The organism is Buttiauxella gaviniae ATCC 51604 (genome assembly GCF_001654835.1).
In the GTDB taxonomy this organism is placed as follows: domain Bacteria; phylum Pseudomonadota; class Gammaproteobacteria; order Enterobacterales; family Enterobacteriaceae; genus Buttiauxella; species Buttiauxella gaviniae.
In genome coordinates this window covers 1-20003 of the sequence record NZ_LXEP01000026.1, presented here as the reverse complement: position 1 = coordinate 20003, position 20003 = coordinate 1, and the positions used below count along the sequence as shown (strand labels likewise).

The window sequence follows — 20003 nt, the reverse complement described above, 5'->3', positions numbered from 1 at the left end:
CAATGTCAGAAGAGATACTCAGGCAGCAGATTCAGAACCTTAAAAAACACAATGCCCGACTCAAAAGAATTGCACACGACTCTCGCAATAAGCTCAGTGCAGCGCTGGACGGGACAGGCTTATGTTTATGGCAGCTCGATGTGCCAAGCGGCAAGTTGGTTATTTTCAACCGTCGCTGGGGTTCCATGCTGGGCTTTCAGCCCAAAGAACTTAGCGCTCATTTTGATGTGTGGCGTGACCATCTGCATCCTGAAGATAAAGAGATGGTGCTGTCCGCGTTTTATAACCACCTTGAAGGTAAAGCGCCATTTTATGAAGCACTGCATCGCATGCAGGCGAAAAATGGCACCATCACATGGGTGCTGGATCGGGGCCGTGTGACCGAATGGAGTGATGACGGGAAACCGCTGAAAGTTACCGGCACCCACATTGATATGACCAAAGAAAAGCAGTACGAGCAGCAACTAGCAAAACTTGCCAATCACGACCCCCTCACAGGCCTTGCCAACCGCCACGCGCTTCAAGCGCAGTTCGATCTGCTAAAAAAATTGGGCCCACTTTCGATAGCGTTTATCGATCTCGATGACTTCAAAAACGTTAACGATACGCTGGGCCATCGCAGCGGTGATGAAGTGCTGTTGCAACTGAGCCAGCGCCTGCACGAATCCTGCCCACCAGAGGTCACCATTGGCCGCATTGGGGGAGATGAATTTATCCTGTTATTGCCCTGGTCGCTGGAACATCCCGAGATAAACCACATCGCCAGATGCTGTCTGGATGCCGCCATCACCCCGTTCGAATTAGGTAATGGCGCCGCCAAAGTAGGAGCTTCTATTGGGGTGAATGAATCCTGGGTGGACGACACTTTTAATAATGCGGTGATTCGAGCCGATGAGTCGATGTACTTGATTAAACGCACCGGCAAAAATGGTATCGCGTTGGGTGCCAGGATTATTATTCAGTCTTAAACCAGGTATTTGTGGAACCAATCAATGGTTCTCGTCCATGCAAGTTCTGCCGCGGCTTTGTCGTAACGCGGAGTCGAATCGTTGTGGAAGCCATGATTCACGCCCGGATAGATATAACCTTCGTAGACTATATTATTGGCTTTCAGAGCCGCTTCATAAGCAGGCCATCCCTCATTAATGCGCGAATCGAGCTCGCCATAATGAAGTAATAAAGGTGCTTTGATACGCGGTACATCTTCAGTTTTTGGCTGGCGACCATAGAACGGTACGGCGGCTGCTAATTCCGGGTAAGCGACCGCAGCGGCATTGGCTACTCCTCCGCCGTAACAAAAACCGGTGATCCCCACTTTTCCCGTGACCGAATCGTGATGCATCAAAAATTCTATCGCGGCAAAGAAATCATTCATCAGTTTGGTCGGATCGACCTGAGATTGTAGCTCGCGGCCTTTTTCATCATTGCCAGGATAGCCGCCAACCGAACTTAATCCATCAGGAGCTAATGCAATAAAACCCGCTTTGGCAACGCGTCGCGCCACATCTTCGATGTAAGGATTAAGCCCACGGTTTTCATGCACCACGACCACGCCCGGTACTTTGCCCACGGCTTTTGCCGGGCGCACCATGTAGCCTCTCACCTGGCCATGCCCTTGTGGACTTGGGTACTCAATGTATTCAGCGACAATATCTGGATCGGTAAACTCCACTTGCGTCGCGAAGGCATAATTTGGGGTCAGCAATGTACCGAGCGCCACGGCCGAAAGGCCACCAACAACAAATTTCCCCGCCAGATCGAGAAACTCGCGTTTGCTGATTTTGCCGTGTACATAAAAATCGAAGTATTCGAGTAATTCAGGAGGGAAATCTTTTGCGGTAAGTCTGGTCATTTGCAGGCCCTTTATCGGTAAAAGATAGATAAATAATGGCCTGCATTTAATGATTTTGCCTGGTTCTAATTCACCCGACTGCCACGTACCACGTTAACCCGCCAAATCCCGAAGCACACCAGCACAAGCGCCAGCGCATAACGCCACTCAAGAATGCTCTCTTGCAGGAAGATTGCCGACAATACCGCACCAGATACCGGGATCAGGAAGTTAAATGGTGCAATCATGCCCACACGGTTGTGTTTGAGCAGCAGGCTCCACAGTGCAAACGCCACGGATGATAACAGCGCCAGGTAACCCAGAATGGCCACCGATTCCCACCCATGAAACGCAAGCGTACCGCCGCAGGCATAGCCGCCAGCCGTCAGCACAAGGCCACCAATAGCCAGTTGCCAGCCGGTCATAATCGTCGCATCCATAGTTTGCGAAATACGCTTACCGTACAACGACGCGGCAGAAAGAATAAACGCCGCCAGCACCACGAAACCGTCGCCCATCAGGCTGAAGCTAAAGTCCATCAACTGGCTGTTGAAGTTGACCACCATCACACCGGCAAAACCGAGCACGCAACCCACCACCTTGTTGATGCTGAGCTTGTCGTTTTGGTAGATAAAATGCGCCAGTAACACGCTAAAGAAAGTACCGGTGGCATTCATAATTGAGCCTTTGACACCGGTGGTGTACGCAAGGCCAATATAGAAGAAAATGTATTGAATTGCGGTTTGTGTGACGCCTAGTGCGGCCAGCTGGGAACACTGCTGGCGCGACAAACGAGCAATCGGCTTACCCTGTAAAAATGCAAATGCCAGCAACAACAAGCCAGCAATCACAAAGCGGTATCCGGCAAAGACAATTTTGCCAGGCAGGTCGTCCGTCGCTATCTGAAATATTTCATAGCCGTTTTTAATTGCCGGGTAAGCACTACCCCATAACAGGCAACAAAAAGCAGCCCCCATCCATGCGATTTTCTTATTAGTAAACCGTGAAACGTTATTACTCACGCCTCTTCCCTTAACCAAAATTAAACTGTCGTTTCAGAATCGACCATTATCCTTCAATAAAGAAAAATAGCGATAGCGCCATCCACACTTTGCGTGGTGGATGGCACGACGTTTAATTTAAGGTTTAGGAAGATGTGAAGGACGCGCTTTCGGATGCACGGCAAAGTGCCCTTCTGGCGCATTATCGACTTTTACATGAACCAGGTCCGGTGCATGACTTTTAATGGTTTTATCGCGGAACAGATAGACGTTAAACGGCAGAATAAACACCAGTACAAAACAGACAATCAGCAGACCGCCATACACATCGTGGGCGTGGGCACCGGGTAGAGAACTTGGCGGAATAAATGACACAATAAACGCCAGCACCGACACCACCAACCCTGAACAGGCGATAGCCAGTTTCACCGGTTTCCCACCTGGAACCTGGAAGGCACGTTTTCTATCACGCTGTTTACGCACCAGTTGGATATACCCGAGGAACAACATCAGATAACTGCATAGATAGATAACTACGGTAAGTGACAGAGCCACGAGGAATGACATATTGCTACCGCCGCCAGTATTGGTAAGGACAATCAGCGCAATGGAAGTGATGATCAACTGAGAGATCACCAGTGCTACAGGTACGCCGTTTTTATTCACTTTGGCAAAACGCGCAGGCAGCAGACCTTGTCGTGCTGTCACTAACATGCCGCGAGAAGGGCCGACAATCCACGAAGCAATTTCGGCTAACACACCCAACATCAGCAATGCCGCAATGACACGCACCGCCCATTCAAAACCTGGGCCGTAATAACCAATCAGAGAACTAAATGCCTGCATCACCCCAGCGGAGAGGTTGATTTCATCATGCGGAATAACCGCCGCGACTGACAGACCGCCAATCGAGCTAAGTACAATGGCGGCAATCACCAACAGAATCATAGCCAGTGGGTAATCACGCGCCGGGTTGGTCATCTCATTGACGTGAGTCGCTGAAGCTTCAACGCCCATATAACTGAGCACAAATGCCACAAACACCACTAATGTGCCAATTTGCGAAAAATCAGGGAAGAAAGTCGCGGCCGACATTTCAATTGCCAGCGGTTGGCCGTTATACAACCAGGCGACTGCCAGCCCCACCAACACGATTGCCGGGAATAAAATCCCAAAGAAGAAACCCGCTTTAGCAATACGCGCGGTGTAGCGTGTACCTTTAAATTGTGTAAGTGCCAGGCCCCATAAAATTATCAGGGCTGCGATGGTTTTCACCAGCGGATCGGTATTTAGCGCAGGCCAGTTAAGGATGTATGAGAGCGCGCCGAGCACAAAATAGAGCATCGGAATAAAACCGATGGCGATTTGCAAATAGCTAAATGAAATCGCCGCAAACCCCCAGCGTTCACCAAGCGTATTGGAAACCCAGGCAAATAAACCGCCCTCTTCCCAGCCTTCAACGGTTGCCATTTCAGCAGCGCACAAACCAACGGGAATAAACCAGAAAACCCCGCCCATCAGCAGGAAGAAAATCAGGCTAAAACCGGAAGTGGCAAACGTAGGATATTCATAAACCGCCATCACCATCGAAGCGGTAATAGCGAAAAAGCCAAGCAAAGTTAGTGACCTTGCAGGGGCATTTGTCGTTGTGGTGGACATAAGTCTCTCCGCATCCGCAAGCAGAAGCCTGCGGATGTTTTTGGTTAATTGATAAGAAAGTGTCTTATGCGTGGTTGAAGCCACCCGCTTCTTCGGCGGTCAGCGAATGCGTAACCGGATTTTTCTCCAACGCCTCAAGAGTGCGTTTCAGATCGGCAATCAGCAATTCAGCCAGGTCGGTACTCATCCCGTGACGGACCAGGATGCGCTGCACCACTAAGTCTTCACGATGAGTTGGCATGGAGTAAGCAGGCACCTGCCAGCCACGGCTACGTAAGCGGTCAGCCAGGTCATACAGAGTGTATCCATCATTCTGATGGTCAGTTTTCAGTGCCCAGGTCAGCGCCGGGATACCGTTCAGGTGGCTGCCATCAAAAATAATCTCGAATGGACCAATCGCGGCAATTTCTCGAGCCAGATACTGCGCAGTCTCGTAACAGGCCATGTGAATTTTGCGATAGCCTTCGCGGCCCAGGCGCAAGAAGTTGTAATACTGCGCGACAATTTGCCCACCAGGACGCGAGAAGTTCAGCGCAAAGGTCGGCATATTGCCGCCGAGGTAGTTAACGTTAAAGATAAGCTCCTCTGGCAGGTCCTGTTTTTCACGCCATACCACCCAACCGGCACCAAGTGGCGCAAGACCAAATTTGTGGCCAGATGCGTTAATGGATTTCACACGCGGTAGACGGAAGTCCCAATCGATTTCCGGCGCGCAGAACGGAGCAAGGAAACCACCGCTTGCGGCATCCACATGCATTGGAATATCAAGCCCGGTTTTCTCGAACAGATCATCGAGCGCATCGTGAATTTCTTTCACTGGCTCGTACTGGCAGGTGAAGGTAATACCCAAAGTCGGCACCACACCGATGGTGTTCTCATCGACATATTTCAGTGCTTCTTCCGCCGTCATCATCAGGCGATTACCTTCCAGTGGCACTTCGCGCAGTTCAACATCAAAGTAGCGGGCGAATTTGTGCCAGCAGATTTGTACCGGGCCACACACCATGTTTGGTTTATCAGTAGATTTTCCGGCCAGTTCACGGCGTTTGCGCCAGCGCCATTTCAGCGCCAGGCCACCAAGCATCGCGGCTTCAGAAGAACCGATGGTTGAGCAACCGAGCGTATCGGTGGCTGCTGGAGAATGCCAAAGGTCAGCGAGCATATTCACGCAGCGCTGTTCCAGTTCAGCTGTTTGCGGGTACTCGTCCTTATCAATCATGTTCTTATCGATGGAGAGATCCATTAACTGGCGAATCTCATCATCCACCCAGGTCTGGCAGAAGGTCGCCAGATTCTGGCGTGAATTGCCATCAAGCATCAGTTCGTCATGAATGGCATGAAAAACATTACGTGGATTGCTTTCTTGAACCGGGAATTGGGTTTTTGGCAGTGAAGTGGATAATTCTACAGATGCATAAACATCGTCATTTTCATTTTCATTTTCAGCGGGTTGAATGAGCATAGTCATAATTAATCCTTTTCGTATCAGATAAATTTATTATTCAGTTACTTTAGGGCTGGAGTTATTTCACCCAGTTTGGCATGTGGTGTCTTTTGACATTGCTTGAATATTTTCGGCACCGCTACGGTTTCGACTTCATGCCAGTGAACATAATCACCACCTTTAAAATCAGTATTTCTATTGACTACCCAAAAGGCGATTGGCGTCATGGATTTCGGATTCATATCCATAAATTCCTGACAAGTCATATTTTGTGGCGTCGTTTCCTGTTCGGCAAAAGCAGAATTAATAGAAGTAGAAAGCGCCGCAGCAGCAATAATTATCGAGATACTTACTTTAATATTCATAAATTATTCCAGTGGTTATTTTGAATCTTTTGACGCCAGTCGTTTAGGTTGTGCCAGCGCCAACTTCTTACGCAAAGAGATAAAACTCCCGGCACTGAAGATCATCTCCAGGCCAATAAAAGCAGTGGTGAATAGATAAGACTGCTCAGGGTTCATGCCAAGCCAGATGGCGGCAATCAGCAGGTCAAAAATACCGATAAAAATGTTCCAGATAGCCCCGGAACGGCCGCGCATAGTGAAGCCAGAAACGATGCGTGAAACGCCACCGATAATGAACAGACAACAAAATACTATCGATAAAGAGTTCATCCCAACCATTGGATTGGCGACGAAGCTGTAACCCAACAACAACCAGGCGAGAGCGAAAATCGCACTGACAAATTTTGATTTCCAGTGCTGTTGGCGAAAGACAACCAGGCAGTAAAGAGTATAAAAGCCGCAAACCATAAACATCATGCCAATGATATAACTGAGATACAGTCCGGACATAAATGGATAGATAAGACAGCAAGCACCACATATAAGCAGCAGCACCGCCATGACCAGAGCATGTTTTTTATAATAAAGACGAGAAGCTTCACTCAGTGCCTTCATTCTATATTGGTTAAAGATGAACATATTATCTCCGCCGTAATTTCAATGGCTGAAATAGTAGTACCCACCTGGCTGCGGAGTAAATAAGAGTGAAGAGTCATTGTTATACGCTGAGTCTGACATCTGTCTGCGTCTTCTGACATATGTAAGACTCAGCTTGCATTATTCATTCGGCGCTCTGATTTTCATTGTGATACTTATTTTTTATTCTGGTGGCGTTTGGTGATTAACACCTATTTTATTAAGGAGAAGATAATGAAAAAATTAATTCTGGCAGGCCTGTTGGCAACTATGATGAGTTCTGCACCTGTATTAGCTGCAGCGACTGCAACCTCAGCACAGACCGCTGCGGCAACCGCACAAATCCAAAAAGAAGCGGCTGATGTGATGCAAGTTGCGGTTCAGGGTGCCAATGCAATGCGTGATATTCAGTTTGCACGCCTGGCGCTATTCCACGGTGAACCAGCCAGCGCGAAGAAATTGACCGACGACGCAGCAACTTTGCTTAAAGATGACAGCGCTGACTGGAAGAAATTTGTTAAAACCGACGCCAAAGCGAAAATGATCGACGATCAATACGTGATCATTAACGCAACCGTAGCGCTGTCTGAAGACTATATTGCAACCCCAGCAAAAGAGACCGCCATCAAATCTGCTAATGAAAAACTGGCAAAAGGTGACCAGAAAGGTGCGATGGATACCTTACGTCTGGCTGGTATTGGCGTGATGGAAAATCAGTATCTGATGCCACTTAACCAGACCCGTAAAGCGGTTGCTCAGGCCAAAAAACTGCTGGCAGACGGTAAATACTACGAAGCGAATTTGGTACTGAAAGGTGCTGAAGACGGTATCGTAGTTGATAGCGAAATGTTTGCTGCCAGCAACTAATCTGCGTTTGTATTGAGAGTGCACGCGGGGAATGGTCGGGCGATAACTGCCCGACCATTCAATCTCAGTGGCTCATCAAGCTCTCTATCTCCACCTCGATTTCCCGCATAATTGTCGCAATTTCTTCTAACGCCTCCCGTCGCTCCTCAAGCGGTAGCGAATCATGGCGGCGTGACTCAAACGGCTCACAAAGTTTTTGCAAAGCAGTGATTTCCAGTATTTGAGCCGAGCCATGCAGACGATGTAGCGCATGCAAAAACATCTGCGGCTCATCTTCTTCTATTGAACGCACAGCAGCCTGCAAATCATTTGCCGAAGCTTCGCGGAAGGTTTCCAGAATTTCATTCATCAACTTCCGATCCCCCCCAGTATTCTCGGTCAAAATGCTGAGTTTCAAATGCCGGGTAACACACGGCATTGAACGGCCAACATCGAGTTTGCTAAGCTCATGGGTCAGCGTTTGAATCGATACAGGCTTAAACAGACACTGATTCATCCCACTTTCCAGACACTGTTCGCGTGACTGAGGCAAGGCACTCGCAGTAAGCCCCCAGATTTGCAGCCGCTGATTTTGACGACGTAACGACGCCGCCAGTTCGAGGCCATCTTTTTTCGGCATATTCACGTCAGTTATCAACAAGTCGTACTGCTTGCTGAGAATTTTGGCTTCTGCTTCTTCGCCATCACAAGCCTCATCAACATTGAAACCAATAGTATTTAACTGCCGTTTGAGTAGCAGGCGATTAGTTGGGTTATCGTCCGCAATCAGAATCGATAAGCGCGGCAATGGCGACAGTGCAGCAGGCGTATCGCGCGTTGGTGTTAGCGATTGTTGAGCAGTTTCAACCGCAAGCGTTATCGTAAAAGTGGTACCCAGCGACTGGCGGCTGTTCATCTCAAGCGTACCTCCCATCAGCGTGACCAATTCTTTACAGATAACCAATCCCAGACCAGAACCCGTCTGTTCACGTCCCTGGCGTGCCTGAACGTAGCGGTGGAATAACGTTTCCTGCTCTTCCGGGCTAATCCCGCAACCGGTATCACTTACCGTAATCACTAACGTGCCGTGTTTATCCATTTCGGGGATCAGGCGAGCAGACACCTGAATATGCCCTTGTTCAGTAAATTTCAGCGCATTACCGACCAAATTGGTGAGGATTTGTCGCAAAGCCTGCGGATCGACCAGCACCCGATCATTAGCAGCCAAATGGCTAACGCAGCGCAACGTAATACCTTTTTGCCTTGCCAGCGCATCAAACGAGTGGCATTGCAGGTCAATAAGCTGAGTTAAATCAGTCCACTGTGGGGCAATTTGATATTTACCTGACTCAATTTTATCGACATCAAGGATCTTACCAATCAACCCCAGCAGCGATTGCGCCGTCGCCCCGGCAAGCGCTATCGCCTCTTTGCGTTGGCTGGAGCTGAGATCCGAACTCGACAGCAATTCTAAGAAACCCACAATAGAGCTGACGGGCGTGCGTAACTCATGGCTCATACTCGCAAGGAAACGACTTTTCGCTTTAGTCGCCTGAATCGCTTTATCTTTTTCAGCCTCCAGTTCGTGAGAAAGCGCCTCTTTGAGATGCAGCTGTTCTTCAAGTTGCCGCTGTGATTGTTTTCTTTTACGCACTTCACGCGAAAGAGATAGTCCCCATCCCAGGCTGATGGCGATAAGCATCAGCGCGAAGAGAACCAACTGATAAAACTGTTTGCTGTAAAGGCTCCAGGTATCAATCTGCACGCTGGAAATCTTCGACCACTTCTCCGTCATTTGCAGAATTTCACGCGGAGGAATGGCTTGCAGCGCTTTACCTAAAATAGACTTCAGTTCTGGCTCATCGCGCGCCATCGCAAAACTAAGAGCCGCGCTGGGCATACCTGGCAGCCGGGTATAGTGCATATTTTGCGGATAATAATGGTCAATCATGTAACGAGCGGAAAGCTCGGTGGTTATCGCCGCATCAACCTCCCCCTCCTCGACCATTTTCATCGCCACTTTGACATTATCCGTTTCAACCCAGGTCGCCTGCGGGAAACGAAGCTTGAGGTCGTGCGTCAAAATATGCCCCGCTGCCACGGCGATACGCCGAGGTTTTGCCAGCATTACGTTGGCATTTTCTCGGTGTGCGGTAACCAGTACGAAAGAGACATTCATCAACGGATCGCTAAACGAGATAAATTTCTGTGGCTGGTTACTGAGGGTAGCGGCTGGGATCATATCCCACTGACCCGGCATCATTTTTTCAGCCATTTCTTTATTGGAATTAACAATAACTGGCTGAAACTCAAGACCGGTTTGCAGTTGGACGATATTGAGCAAATCCGCCATGATGCCGCGCAGTTCGCCATCGTGATCGATAAGCGTAAACGGTGGGTAGTTTGGATTCACCAGCACGCGGATTTTAGGGTGCTTTTTAAGCCAACTCTTTTCCTCGCTGCTGAATGGTATCGGGGTATTCAGGTAAGAAAGGTTGCCGCGATTTAGCCAGTTCTGCATGACTCGCATATGGGTTTCATTACTAATTGCGCTAATAAAACTTTCAAGGATGTTTCGCAACAGCGGCTGATTCTGGCTGGTGACAAAATAGTTATATTGTTCCTGCTTGTTAAAGTAGTGCGTGATGACCAGCGATTGTGAGAAATATTTCGAGATGCAATTACCGGTGGTCACATTATTACCAATGAAATATTGGTTAAGACCTGACATAACAGACGACAGCGCCTGATAGTCGCTATCATAAAAGGTGATTTTTGCGTTAGGAAAGGCCACCTTAATCACATCGAGAAATGAACAATCACGAACACAAGCAAGGGTGACTTTTTTATTTGTTGCCAGCGGCAGTAAGGTGTTTTTGAGGGATGTGACCAGTGTTGGCCAAGTCTTGATCAATGCTGAGGTTCGCAGCAAGTCGCTCCCTACTTCTTCGCGCTGAGATAACTGCGTGAGCAGAGTATCCACTTCATTTCGGGAGAGCGCTGCCAGGGCTTCTTTTTCGCTATCATACTGTTTGATAGCGACTTTAATTTTCAGGTTTTTTTGTAATAGCGCGAGATAATCAGCATTAACACCCTGATAATGTTCTCCACCACTTTCATAATCTATCGGAGAAACTTCCGGCAGCCAGGTGCCGACTGTCAGAGTATTATTCCGTGCCAGCCAGCGCGATTCATCGGCAGTTAAACGAATATCCAGTGCCGATGGTTGATAATTACTTTTCAGCTCAATTAACTGAGAAGCACCGTAGGCTGAAAAAATGTTCAAGAAAAACATTGCTGCCAGATAAACATATAATAGAAACCGCATCTTATTACCCTATTTTATTTCTTTGCGCATAATCATAAAGTTCCATTAATGAGGAACAATCTAACTTTTCCATTAAGCGACTTTTATAGGTGCTGACGGTTTTATTACTGATATTCATTTTGCTGGCAATGGTCGTGTAATCAATACCATTGAGGATATAGCGTAATACTTTCATTTCCTGGGTAGATAACGTATCCAGCTTGTCCTGTTCCGTCGTCGCAGCACCGCTAAAGCGCTCGAGTGAAAATGGGAAATAGCTGTAGCCATTTTTTGCAGCCTCGATAGCCGCAAGGATGTTATTCATGCCCTCCTTTTTACTAACAAAGCCGTTAGCACCGCATTCAGCACTGCGTTTACCGTAAAACAATTCATTCTTTGCAGAGATGATAATAATGATGCCCAGGTAGTGCCTTTTGCGTAGCTGTTCCAGCACTTCAATACCGCTGATGCAGGGAATATCGACATCGATAATTAACAGTTCAGGCTTGAGTTTCTCGACGGTTTGTACCGCACGCTCACCGCTGTCGAGCTCAGTAGTGACCGTGATACCGTTGGTATCGAGCAAATTTCGAATGGCTATACGCGCCAATGGGTGATCGTCAACGATTATCGCGTTCATTGCGTTAAAACATCCTGGTGTAGAAAAGAATAGCGAGGCCGGTAATATTATTACGTTTAGAGGTAAATCTGAGTTAGATTAAATTATAACTTGTCCGACCAAGTGTTCTAAAATATTTACACCATGAGTAAAAAACCAACAGAAAATCAATTTTATTGATTTAATCTACCTTTTTAATAAATAGGTTAATCCTAATGCATACCCTAAATAACTCGTGTTGCAGGAAGGCGGCAACGCAGTGAATCCTCAGGAACTTACTCAAGTAAGTGACTGGGTTGAGCGAGGAAAGCCAACGCACATGCAATTCGAAGTATTTAGGGTATAGATGATGTCGATCATATTTTTGATTACATGCGTAGGAATAGGATTTCAATTATTCAGGCGGGGTCTTAAATAAAAGTGTTAATTATTTCAATATTATCCCCTCATCCCTTCCCTTAGGGAGAGGATGAGGGCGGTACTTAAAGATTAGTTACGGCTGTCCATTACACCGTGAGCTCTTCAGCCCTCTTTCACAGAAAATGAGCAGGGTGTATTAGGCATTCGCCAGCTGTTTCGCCTTCTCTTCTTCTTCGCGCTGTTGCTGCTCGGTTTCCAGCATCTTCTTCTCGTAAACCTTGAAGAATGGATAGTAGATAGCCAGTGAAATAAAGAAGCAGACGAACACCAGCCCACAGGCGACCAGATTCCAGTTTGAGGTGATCAACGCGCCTAACGGAGCAGGAATTGTGAAAGGCGGTTTCACCATCATGCGTGGAATAATTCCGGTGATGGTAAACAGATACACCACTATGGTGTTTGCCATCGGCGCAAGAATAAAGGGAACAGCCAGAATCGGGTTCATCACTATTGGCGCACCGAAAATCATCGGTTCGTTGATATTAAACAGCCCCGGAATAAAGGAGAGTTTCCCCAACGATTTCAAATAAGCAGCTTTAGAACGGATAAACAACACAACTAGCGCAAGCGTCGAGCCAGTACCGCCCATCTGCGCATACCACTGGAAGAACTGCTCGGTGAAAATATTTGGCAGCTCGTAAGCGCTGGTTCCCGCCTGGAACATCTCCATATTCTGCACAATCGCCTGGTCCCAAAGCGGGCGAATCAGTGGCCCCATTACCGCATGGCCATGAATACCGAATACCCAGAACAGATCGATAAAGAACTGTGTAACAATGCCGCCAAACAGGTTCGTACCGGTCATAAACCCTTTGAGCGGCATGATGATGTAACTGATGATGGCGTTAATATCGATATTCAAAAAGTGACGCGGGATCCAGAAGATCAACACCACCGCGAGTGTTGGGAATAGCGCTGAAAACGAACTCGCCACCACTGGCGGCACGCCCTCTGGCATTTTGATTTCAATATTTCTGACTTTAATAAAGCGGTAAATCTCGATAGCGATCAGTGAGGAAATAATCGCGCCAAACAGCCCCTGAGAACTTAGCGACGTAATGGGAATATAACGCCCGGAAACCGCGTCTCCGGCAACGGTAATGCCTTCTTTGATATTGACGGGCACAATCATCAGCAGGGTCGCCAGCATCGCCAACAGCCCGCTGGTAATATCGTTGAGCTTGTAACTTTTACCGAGGAACGAACCGATAGTAAAAGCGGCATACAGCGACATTAATCCCACGGTAAAACGGAACGGCACATCCAGCATATCGCGATATGGCGCGATAAAATCCATATAACCTTTAATCGGGATATTGAGCAAAATAACGAAGAATGACCCGACAATAGTCAGCGGTAAAATTGAAATAAGACCATTACGGATTGCCTGCATATGCCGCTGGTTGCCAATAGCATTTGCCACCGGCAGCATTTTTTCAGCCAGTCGTTCAAAGTAAGACATTATTCCGCCCCCTCGAATCCGTTGTTTTCAATCACAGCCTTGAACCACTGGCCCGATTTTTTAAGCGAACGTTGCTGAGTCTCTAAATCCAGACGATAAAAACCGTAGCGATTTTTATAAGCGTTTTGCCATGACCAACAGTCGATAAACGTCCACATGTGATAACCCAGACAATTGCTGCCATCAGCCATAGCCTGATGCAAATAACTCAGATGCTCTTTGAGAAACTCAATCCGGTAATCATCCTGTACCTGACCATTCACCATGAACTGTTCTTCGTCAGAAATACCTATCCCGTTTTCCGAGACAAACCATGGCAAATTGCCGTAACGGTCTTTCACCACCATCGCGATGTCATAAAGTGCCGCAGGATAAATCTCAATACCGCGTGAGGTATTCATCCTGCGTCCCGGCATAATATATTCTTCAAAAAACCGCTCTGGCATAAAACCATGCGGTTCTTCGAGCAAGGTTTCACGCGCTTTAACACGGCGCGGGCGATAATAATTTATCCCCAGTAAATCGATACGTGTGCTGGCAATAAGCTCGCAATCACCAGGCTGAATGACCGGCAGTTGATCGTATTCTTTTAAAATGGCAATCAGTTCATCCGGGTAGCGCCCAAGCAAAATCGGCTCGTTAATACTGCGGGTATAAAACAGATCGGCCATTTCTGCGGCATGTAAGTCCTCCGGCGCATCGCTACGCGGATAAACCGGAATAACATCCATAATGATGCCAATCTGCCCGGAAATATTCAGCTCGCGCCAGGCGGCAACCGCTTTGCAATGCGCCAAAACAATATGATGGAGTACTTGCGCAGCGCGGCGGAAACTGGTCACGTAAGGATAATGGCGAGGATGCAAATAGCCCGCTTCAGCAGGAATTAACGGTTCGTTAAAGGTAAACCAGTAGCGCACTCTGTCGCCAAAAAGCTCGTAACAAATCCGCGCATAGCGGGCAAACGCATCCACAACTTCACGGTTTTCAAAGCCGCCTTTTTCCTGAAGTGCCATTGGCATATCAAAGTGGTAAAGGTTAATAAACGGCTCGATGCCCTGAGCATTGAGCTCATCAATCACTGCGTTATAAAAATCGACTGCCTGAGGATTAATTTCCCCGTCACCATCAGGAATAAGGCGTGACCAGGAAATTGAGGTACGAAAGGAATTCAGACCAATATCTTTGGCGCGTTGAATGTCTTCCCGATAGTTCTGGTAAAACGTTGAGGTATCGTCAGCCGTTACGCCAGCGAAGAAGCGTTCGTTAAAATGATGTGAGGCATAATCCCAAATATTTTCGCCTTTGCCATCTCCGGCCTGATGCCCTTCGGATTGTGTTGCGCTGGTTGCTGTACCCCACCAGAAACTCTCAGGAAAACGATATTTCATGACCCATCCTTATTGTGCATTTTTTAATAAAGACAGGGCCTGATCCAGCACCTTATCGCCCTGCATTGAGCCGTACAGCATCATATCAATCGCCGCCACTGGCACGCCGTGTGGCGCGGCTGCGCTGGATATACTCTGTAGCTGGAACTTCACCTGTGGCCCAAGCAAAATGACATCAGCGTCCGTGATGATTTGGTCAAAATCAGACACCGGCACCGCCGTAATTTCTACTTCAATATTGCGGCTGGTAGCGGACTGTTTCATTCTTTCCACTAACATACTGGTGGACATTCCAGCAGCGCAGCATAAAAAGATCTTTTTCATCACATCTCCCTGGTGTAATAAGCACGATTACCCGCAGCATGCGGCAAAATATATTCTGAGGAGTGTGGGAAAAAGCAGCAAGTGAGACGCAACACAGAATTGGTTTTATTGTCTGGTACTTTTGCAGTGTTTAATGACACAAGGCATAAATTAGTGATTACAAACAGAAGGATAGCACTGTTACTTTTGAGGAAATCATTGAGATTTAATATCTAAATTTGCGACGTAATAAGAAAAAATTCTACGTTTAGATATATTTCAAAACCAGTGTAAACGCTGCTTTTAAAGCATATTGTTTCATCAGCAGCCTCACACCGGAATATTAAGATCTTTATTTGGCAAATCTACCATCAATAAAGACTTCATCGACCATTGCACTTCCCAGCCGCATTGCGGAACAAATACGTGGCATACCAAGTGAAACGCCCTGGTGTGTTTGGGTAGTTGCAAAACTCACGGGCTGATGCTCACTGTCACAATCGTCGCCAAGCCACGCCAGAGCTTCTTTGCTTTCCATCATTCCAGCCGTCGAAGGAAACATAAGCCACTCATAGTAGTAATGGCGCGTGCGAGCTGAAGCATTCACATCACGGGCGAGTTGGCTGATTGCCAGCGCACGAGCTTGCTCAATTAACTCTGTGGCCTGCGATAAACGGCCAAAGCGCAGCGCGTCACCAAACGCGCCCCAGTACAGCTCCTGCAACGCGACATAGCAGCGACCAGCGGGAGAAAAGGTAAAATAATGCCCAGCCTGCCAGCGTGCAAAAACTTGCTCGCAATGTACGAAGCCAAGGTGAGTGAGGTCGGTGCCCTGTAATTGTGTTTCCAGATTACCGACACGCTGCGCCAGTTGCTGCTGAACCTGAACGAGCTGCCTACGGGCTTCTGAAGCGTCATTGGTTACTCTTGCCGAAGCTAACGCCATGGCGGAGATGCTTTCATACACTTTCTCAATTGCGTAGTGCTTCTTCGCCACCCGCTGGCAAAGATGCCCAAGCATCGCCAGCATCACTTCCGGCTTTTCAAGCAGCACCTCATCCACTGCCCATTTTTGCAACTGGCTCTGGCCGATAAACTCCCCGGTCAGCCTCTGGTAATACGCTTTGCTTTGCTGAGTCCGCCACGGTTCACGAGAGATGCCGCTGTTTCTGGCAAAATCGACGACAAACTTCTCTGCAACACACTCCAAAGCGCGAGTTTGAGTTCCTGGTAATACACTGCTCATTGCTGTTCTACCGTAAAAAGCGTCTGAATATCATCCCGCAACAGGCGGGTGTCCTCATGGATGTAACGTGTGATTCTTACGCACTGCTGAAGCTGTTGGCGCAAAGCGGTCACCGCTTCTTCATTTTGCTGGCGCACCACCAGGCTTTGTTGCAGGTTCAGACGTATCGCTTCCAGTGCCTGGGGAAAATCAACAAAGAACGCTGCCATTCCCTCCGTCACAGACATTTCAATTTGCGCGGCCATATTCTGATTAAGCTGCAACAGGAAATCGCTGACGTGCTGACACAGTTTGCGTTGTACGTCAGCTAAAGAAATGACGTAGCGACTTTGCATCACGGTATATCCTTCCCAGCCCCAATCCTCGCTATTAAGCCAGCGCGCAACCGTTCCGCGCATCCCGGCCTGGCGTCGCAGTTGGGAGACAGGAATATCCTGCTCTTCAATGAGTTCATTAAATGCCTGATTAGCATTGAAGTTTAATAAGCCAACATGAAATACCGGCAGACTTATATTGGTTCTAAAACCTGCTTGTGCTAACCCTTGTGCAACACGAGTCTCTATCGGTTTTAGGGTGTTACGCAGCGTATCTGCCAGTTCAACTTCCAGATAACTAAAAAGATGGGTTAACTCTTCAGTCATCTTTTCCTGCGCGGCGGTCAGGATGATTTCGCATGAAGCGCGGATCCTGTGCAGCGCAATTTGTGCCGATTGTTCATCGTCAAAACTGAGCGTTTCATAGCGCGCATCAAAGTCATTACCGCGCTGAGTCCCAAACGACAAAGCCTGGCGCTGGAGCTTTTCAGGCACTTTTCCATGCTGAAAATAGTCCTGAATATTGTCATTAATCTGCTGTTCATAACGGCGAATAAAATCACTCATCGCGTCTACAGCCTGTTTAGTATTGCTCTGCGCAACGACGTTTGCGGCTTTCTGACTGGAAGCGGCAAGACTCATGTCATCTTCAAGGGCTGCGATATTCTGCTGCAGTTGCTGGCTGGCAATATGCAGACCCTGGCAGCGGAAATTCAGGTAATCCTCCGCACCCTGCGTGTAATTCAGTAATTTCTGGCAGGCAGAACGCAGTGCGTACATTGAAGCGTTGGCATGTGCTGCATGAAGCACCGTGTGAATGGGCTCAGCAAACTGCGAGTCCTCCCACAACAGCTCAGCCGCCTGGCGCAAAGCACCCGCATCGGCCAAATCCTCACTTTGCCAGCGGCGGCCCAGTGCAATATCAGCAAAATCCTGCACCCAACGTTGCTCATTCGGGTCCGGTAACTTGCCGTGCAATGCCAATTCATGGCGGGCACGATTAGCCAGATATCCCCACATCGATGACACAGGGAAGACATGGTGAGGCTCAATCGTTCCTTTCATAAGCGTGCCAGAAATTAACGCTTTAACCTGTTCTGCATCGTCACCATTTCTGTCTTTTTGGTCGAATTTATTCACCAGCGCATAGAGCGGGACGGATGACCCGGTGCCCAATATCGCTTTACGTATCTCTTCGTCAGAAACGGATTTTAATTGGGTGTAATCCAATACCGCCAACACAGCAGAAGCCTGCGACAACTGCTCCTGAAGCATTTTTTGTAGATGCGGCTGCCCGGCTTCGTTTGGCCCCGGAGTATCCAGTAATGTCAGTTGCCCATAGGCTTCATCCATTCCTGCTAAATGGACAAACTCCACTTCAATAACAGGAACATGCTCAATGGCGGCATAGGCCTTAAATGGAAAAGCCACATCCAGTGCTTTCGATAAACGCACTAAATCATTAAGGCTTTTCAGGCAATGGAAAATAGGTTGGGCACCAAGATAATGCTTAGAGAAAGATTCCCCTTGGGAAATACGGGTTAATAATCCCGTCATATCCCGATCAATTTCCAGGTGCTTTGACAGCGTTTCGCGATCGGTTTGTTGCAAACGAATTTGCAACGTATTCATAAGCTGTTCGATGGGTTGAACATAGGGAAAATGCAGCACGGGTTCACGCTGGCCCGGGGTATGGCGAATTAGTGTCGGTAATGCTGTCATAGGGCGATTACGGTTAGGTAATACCTCAGTCCCAATAATGGCATTAATGGTGGTTGATTTTCCCGCTTTTACTGTTCCGACAATCGCTAATACCATTTCATGCTGAGTTATTTTGCGTAACTCATTTTGCAGCATCGCCTGCTGCGACTGGATGCTGCGTGGGCTAAACTTTGCAGGGACGGCCCCTCCAGTTTGGGACTGCCCAGAATAATTAACGTCATGCTGTGTAGTAAAAGAAACTGTTTTTAGTGTATTCAGATTTTGTAGGGCGAGTTGTAATAACCGCTCTGCTTCCTGACTTAACTCAAATATTGCTTGTGTGTGCATAAAAAATCCTTACTTAAATCAAATTATCCGGATTTTTAAAAACCTTTATATTTTTTGTGCCTATTCAGTACCGGAAATTATAATTACGCGCGGAAATAATTTATTCGACAATATTATAATCAGGCTTATTTTTTCATAGTGTGAGTTTCTGGCTAAATAACCAGAAAGAAAGACCATAGCGTATTTTTATAAACTTATTCTGTATTTTCGTCGCGAATTTGGCAATTGATTAACGTTTTAAAATAGCATTTTCTTATTACGATATTCTGGCTGGCGCAAGGCATAGCGGCAATCGTCCCCACAAAAGTAGGGTTTTAATGTATAATCACGCCACTTTTGGCGGGAAACCGCAATTTTTAAAGCTTATTTTTGAGGATATGACGATGACACTCCCTCATTGCCCTAAATGCAATTCCGAGTACACCTACGAAGACAACGGTATGTTTATCTGCCCGGAATGCGCACATGAATGGAATGATGCCGAACCTGCAGCAGACAACGATCAACTGGTAGTTAAAGATGCCAACGGCAACCTGTTAGTTGACGGTGATAACGTCACTGTAATTAAAGATCTGAAGGTTAAAGGCAGCTCTTCTATGTTGAAGATTGGTACTAAAGTTAAAGGTATCCGTCTGGTTGAAGGCGACCATAACATCGATTGTAAGATTGATGGTTTTGGCCCGATGAAGTTGAAGTCTGAGTTCGTTAAGAAGAACTAGGTTCGTTCCCCTACCCCTGAGGGGCGGTTCCTGCAAAGCCAGAGAAGGTTCCGTTCACTAAACGTTCAGTGTTCCCTGTACTTACCGAAACGGTGAACGTATCAAGGGTGCTACCGCAGCACCCTTGATAATCCCGGCTCCCGGCGATTAAATCGCTGCTTCGCAGTAAACCTCCGTTTTTCCTTTCAGTCCCAGGGTCGGTTGTGACTCGCTCCCGGCGATCACAACCTCTCGCCGTTCCCGACGGCTCGACCCGGCCTTACAGTCAAAACGAAGGCGATTTATGCCGGACTCAAAGGTCAACGTCAAAAGCTAAGTTCAAAAGCCGAACCGGTTTTGACCTTGAGTCCCGGTATAAATTGCCCCAGTGTTCCCCATAAGTCAGGGTTGAGCTGCCGGGAGCAGCGAAAGA

At 47.7% G+C, this 20003-nt stretch carries 16 protein-coding genes; 3 read left to right on the top strand and 13 right to left on the bottom strand.

Annotation, left to right across the window (positions count from 1 at the left end; translation table 11 throughout):
* Nucleotides 1-2: 2 nt before the first annotated feature.
* Nucleotides 3-968, top strand: a complete 966-nt coding sequence (locus tag M977_RS12720; protein ID WP_064515524.1) for a GGDEF domain-containing protein — start codon at nucleotides 3-5, stop codon at nucleotides 966-968.
* On the opposite strand, the gene yghX is transcribed toward M977_RS12720, so the two are convergent.
* From yghX to M977_RS12690, 6 genes are all read right to left on the bottom strand, one after another.
* Nucleotides 965-1852, bottom strand: a complete 888-nt coding sequence (yghX, locus tag M977_RS12715) for a YghX family hydrolase (protein ID WP_064515522.1) — start codon at nucleotides 1850-1852, stop codon at nucleotides 965-967. The genes M977_RS12720 and yghX overlap by 4 nt on opposite strands.
* A gap of 65 nt (nucleotides 1853-1917) precedes the next feature.
* Nucleotides 1918-2808, bottom strand: coding sequence for a DMT family transporter (locus M977_RS12710; protein ID WP_064515520.1), 891 nt, complete (start codon nucleotides 2806-2808; stop codon nucleotides 1918-1920).
* Between the two features lie 162 nt (nucleotides 2809-2970).
* Nucleotides 2971-4491 carry a glutamate/gamma-aminobutyrate antiporter gene (gene gadC, locus M977_RS12705; RefSeq protein WP_064515518.1) on the bottom strand — a complete coding sequence of 507 codons (1521 nt, stop codon included), beginning with the start codon at nucleotides 4489-4491 and terminating at the stop codon, nucleotides 2971-2973.
* A gap of 64 nt (nucleotides 4492-4555) precedes the next feature.
* Entirely contained in the window at nucleotides 4556-5959 is a 1404-nt protein-coding gene (gene gad / locus M977_RS12700) for a glutamate decarboxylase (RefSeq protein WP_209438604.1), read from the bottom strand.
* Nucleotides 5960-5997: 38 nt separating this feature from the next.
* Nucleotides 5998-6300, bottom strand: coding sequence for an acid-activated periplasmic chaperone HdeB (gene hdeB, locus M977_RS12695; RefSeq protein WP_064515517.1), 303 nt, complete (start codon nucleotides 6298-6300; stop codon nucleotides 5998-6000).
* A 15-nt stretch (nucleotides 6301-6315) separates the two neighbouring features.
* Nucleotides 6316-6918, bottom strand: coding sequence for an HdeD family acid-resistance protein (locus tag M977_RS12690; protein ID WP_064515515.1), 603 nt, complete (start codon nucleotides 6916-6918; stop codon nucleotides 6316-6318).
* Between the two features lie 231 nt (nucleotides 6919-7149).
* Here M977_RS12690 and M977_RS12685 point away from each other — a divergent pair, with 231 nt between their 5' ends.
* A complete protein-coding gene (locus tag M977_RS12685; protein WP_064515514.1) occupies nucleotides 7150-7782 on the top strand; it encodes a YfdX family protein in 633 nt (210 codons plus the stop codon).
* A gap of 64 nt (nucleotides 7783-7846) precedes the next feature.
* Here the strand turns inward: M977_RS12685 and M977_RS12680 are convergent, their stop codons facing one another.
* The 7 genes from M977_RS12680 to M977_RS12650 all read right to left on the bottom strand — a co-directional run bounded on the left by M977_RS12680 (nucleotide 7847) and on the right by M977_RS12650 (nucleotide 18872).
* Nucleotides 7847-11056 (bottom strand): ATP-binding protein, encoded by a 3210-nt coding sequence (locus tag M977_RS12680; RefSeq protein ID WP_425339047.1) that lies wholly within the window; start codon nucleotides 11054-11056, stop codon nucleotides 7847-7849.
* 37 nt (nucleotides 11057-11093) lie between these two features.
* Nucleotides 11094-11708: an acid-sensing system DNA-binding response regulator EvgA gene (gene evgA / locus M977_RS12675; RefSeq protein WP_064515509.1), complete on the bottom strand. Its 615-nt coding sequence runs from the start codon at nucleotides 11706-11708 to the stop codon at nucleotides 11094-11096.
* A gap of 535 nt (nucleotides 11709-12243) precedes the next feature.
* Entirely contained in the window at nucleotides 12244-13569 is a 1326-nt protein-coding gene (locus M977_RS12670; RefSeq protein WP_064515507.1) for a PTS sugar transporter subunit IIC, read from the bottom strand.
* Complete coding sequence (locus M977_RS12665) at nucleotides 13569-14960, bottom strand: glycoside hydrolase family 1 protein (protein ID WP_064515505.1); 1392 nt, start codon at nucleotides 14958-14960, stop codon at nucleotides 13569-13571. The genes M977_RS12670 and M977_RS12665 overlap by 1 nt, the downstream gene beginning before the upstream one ends.
* 9 nt (nucleotides 14961-14969) lie before the next feature.
* Nucleotides 14970-15284, bottom strand: coding sequence for a PTS sugar transporter subunit IIB (locus M977_RS12660; RefSeq protein ID WP_064515503.1), 315 nt, complete (start codon nucleotides 15282-15284; stop codon nucleotides 14970-14972).
* A gap of 331 nt (nucleotides 15285-15615) precedes the next feature.
* A complete protein-coding gene (locus tag M977_RS12655; protein WP_064515501.1) occupies nucleotides 15616-16509 on the bottom strand; it encodes a diguanylate cyclase regulator RdcB family protein in 894 nt (297 codons plus the stop codon).
* Entirely contained in the window at nucleotides 16506-18872 is a 2367-nt protein-coding gene (locus tag M977_RS12650; protein WP_064515498.1) for a dynamin family protein, read from the bottom strand. Before M977_RS12650 ends, M977_RS12655 begins: the two co-directional genes overlap by 4 nt.
* Before the next feature lie 383 nt (nucleotides 18873-19255).
* On the opposite strand from M977_RS12650, the gene M977_RS12645 reads away from it, so the two are divergent.
* On the top strand, nucleotides 19256-19591 hold the full coding sequence (locus tag M977_RS12645; RefSeq protein WP_064515995.1) for a zinc ribbon domain-containing protein YjdM: 336 nt from the start codon (nucleotides 19256-19258) through the stop codon (nucleotides 19589-19591).
* The last annotated feature ends 412 nt before the right edge of the window (nucleotides 19592-20003 follow it).

Bases quoted from the DNA above. Each gene is read 5' to 3' on its own strand.
- hdeB (WP_064515517.1), bottom strand. From the start codon at position 6,300: ATGAATATTAAAGTAAGTATCTCGATAATTATTGCTGCTGCGGCGCTT.
- M977_RS12680 (WP_425339047.1), bottom strand. From the start codon at position 11,056: ATGTTTTTCTTGAACATTTTTTCAGCCTACGGTGCTTCTCAGTTAATT.
- M977_RS12650 (WP_064515498.1), bottom strand. From the start codon at position 18,872: ATGCACACACAAGCAATATTTGAGTTAAGTCAGGAAGCAGAGCGGTTA.
- M977_RS12665 (WP_064515505.1), bottom strand. From the start codon at position 14,960: ATGAAATATCGTTTTCCTGAGAGTTTCTGGTGGGGTACAGCAACCAGC.
- gad (WP_209438604.1), bottom strand. From the start codon at position 5,959: ATGACTATGCTCATTCAACCCGCTGAAAATGAAAATGAAAATGACGAT.
- M977_RS12690 (WP_064515515.1), bottom strand. From the start codon at position 6,918: ATGTTCATCTTTAACCAATATAGAATGAAGGCACTGAGTGAAGCTTCT.
- M977_RS12670 (WP_064515507.1), bottom strand. From the start codon at position 13,569: ATGTCTTACTTTGAACGACTGGCTGAAAAAATGCTGCCGGTGGCAAAT.
- evgA (WP_064515509.1), bottom strand. From the start codon at position 11,708: ATGAACGCGATAATCGTTGACGATCACCCATTGGCGCGTATAGCCATT.
- M977_RS12720 (WP_064515524.1), top strand. From the start codon at position 3: ATGTCAGAAGAGATACTCAGGCAGCAGATTCAGAACCTTAAAAAACAC.
- M977_RS12660 (WP_064515503.1), bottom strand. From the start codon at position 15,284: ATGAAAAAGATCTTTTTATGCTGCGCTGCTGGAATGTCCACCAGTATG.
- M977_RS12655 (WP_064515501.1), bottom strand. From the start codon at position 16,509: ATGAGCAGTGTATTACCAGGAACTCAAACTCGCGCTTTGGAGTGTGTT.
- M977_RS12710 (WP_064515520.1), bottom strand. From the start codon at position 2,808: ATGGGGGCTGCTTTTTGTTGCCTGTTATGGGGTAGTGCTTACCCGGCA.
- M977_RS12685 (WP_064515514.1), top strand. From the start codon at position 7,150: ATGAAAAAATTAATTCTGGCAGGCCTGTTGGCAACTATGATGAGTTCT.
- M977_RS12645 (WP_064515995.1), top strand. From the start codon at position 19,256: ATGACACTCCCTCATTGCCCTAAATGCAATTCCGAGTACACCTACGAA.
- gadC (WP_064515518.1), bottom strand. From the start codon at position 4,491: ATGTCCACCACAACGACAAATGCCCCTGCAAGGTCACTAACTTTGCTT.
- yghX (WP_064515522.1), bottom strand. From the start codon at position 1,852: ATGACCAGACTTACCGCAAAAGATTTCCCTCCTGAATTACTCGAATAC.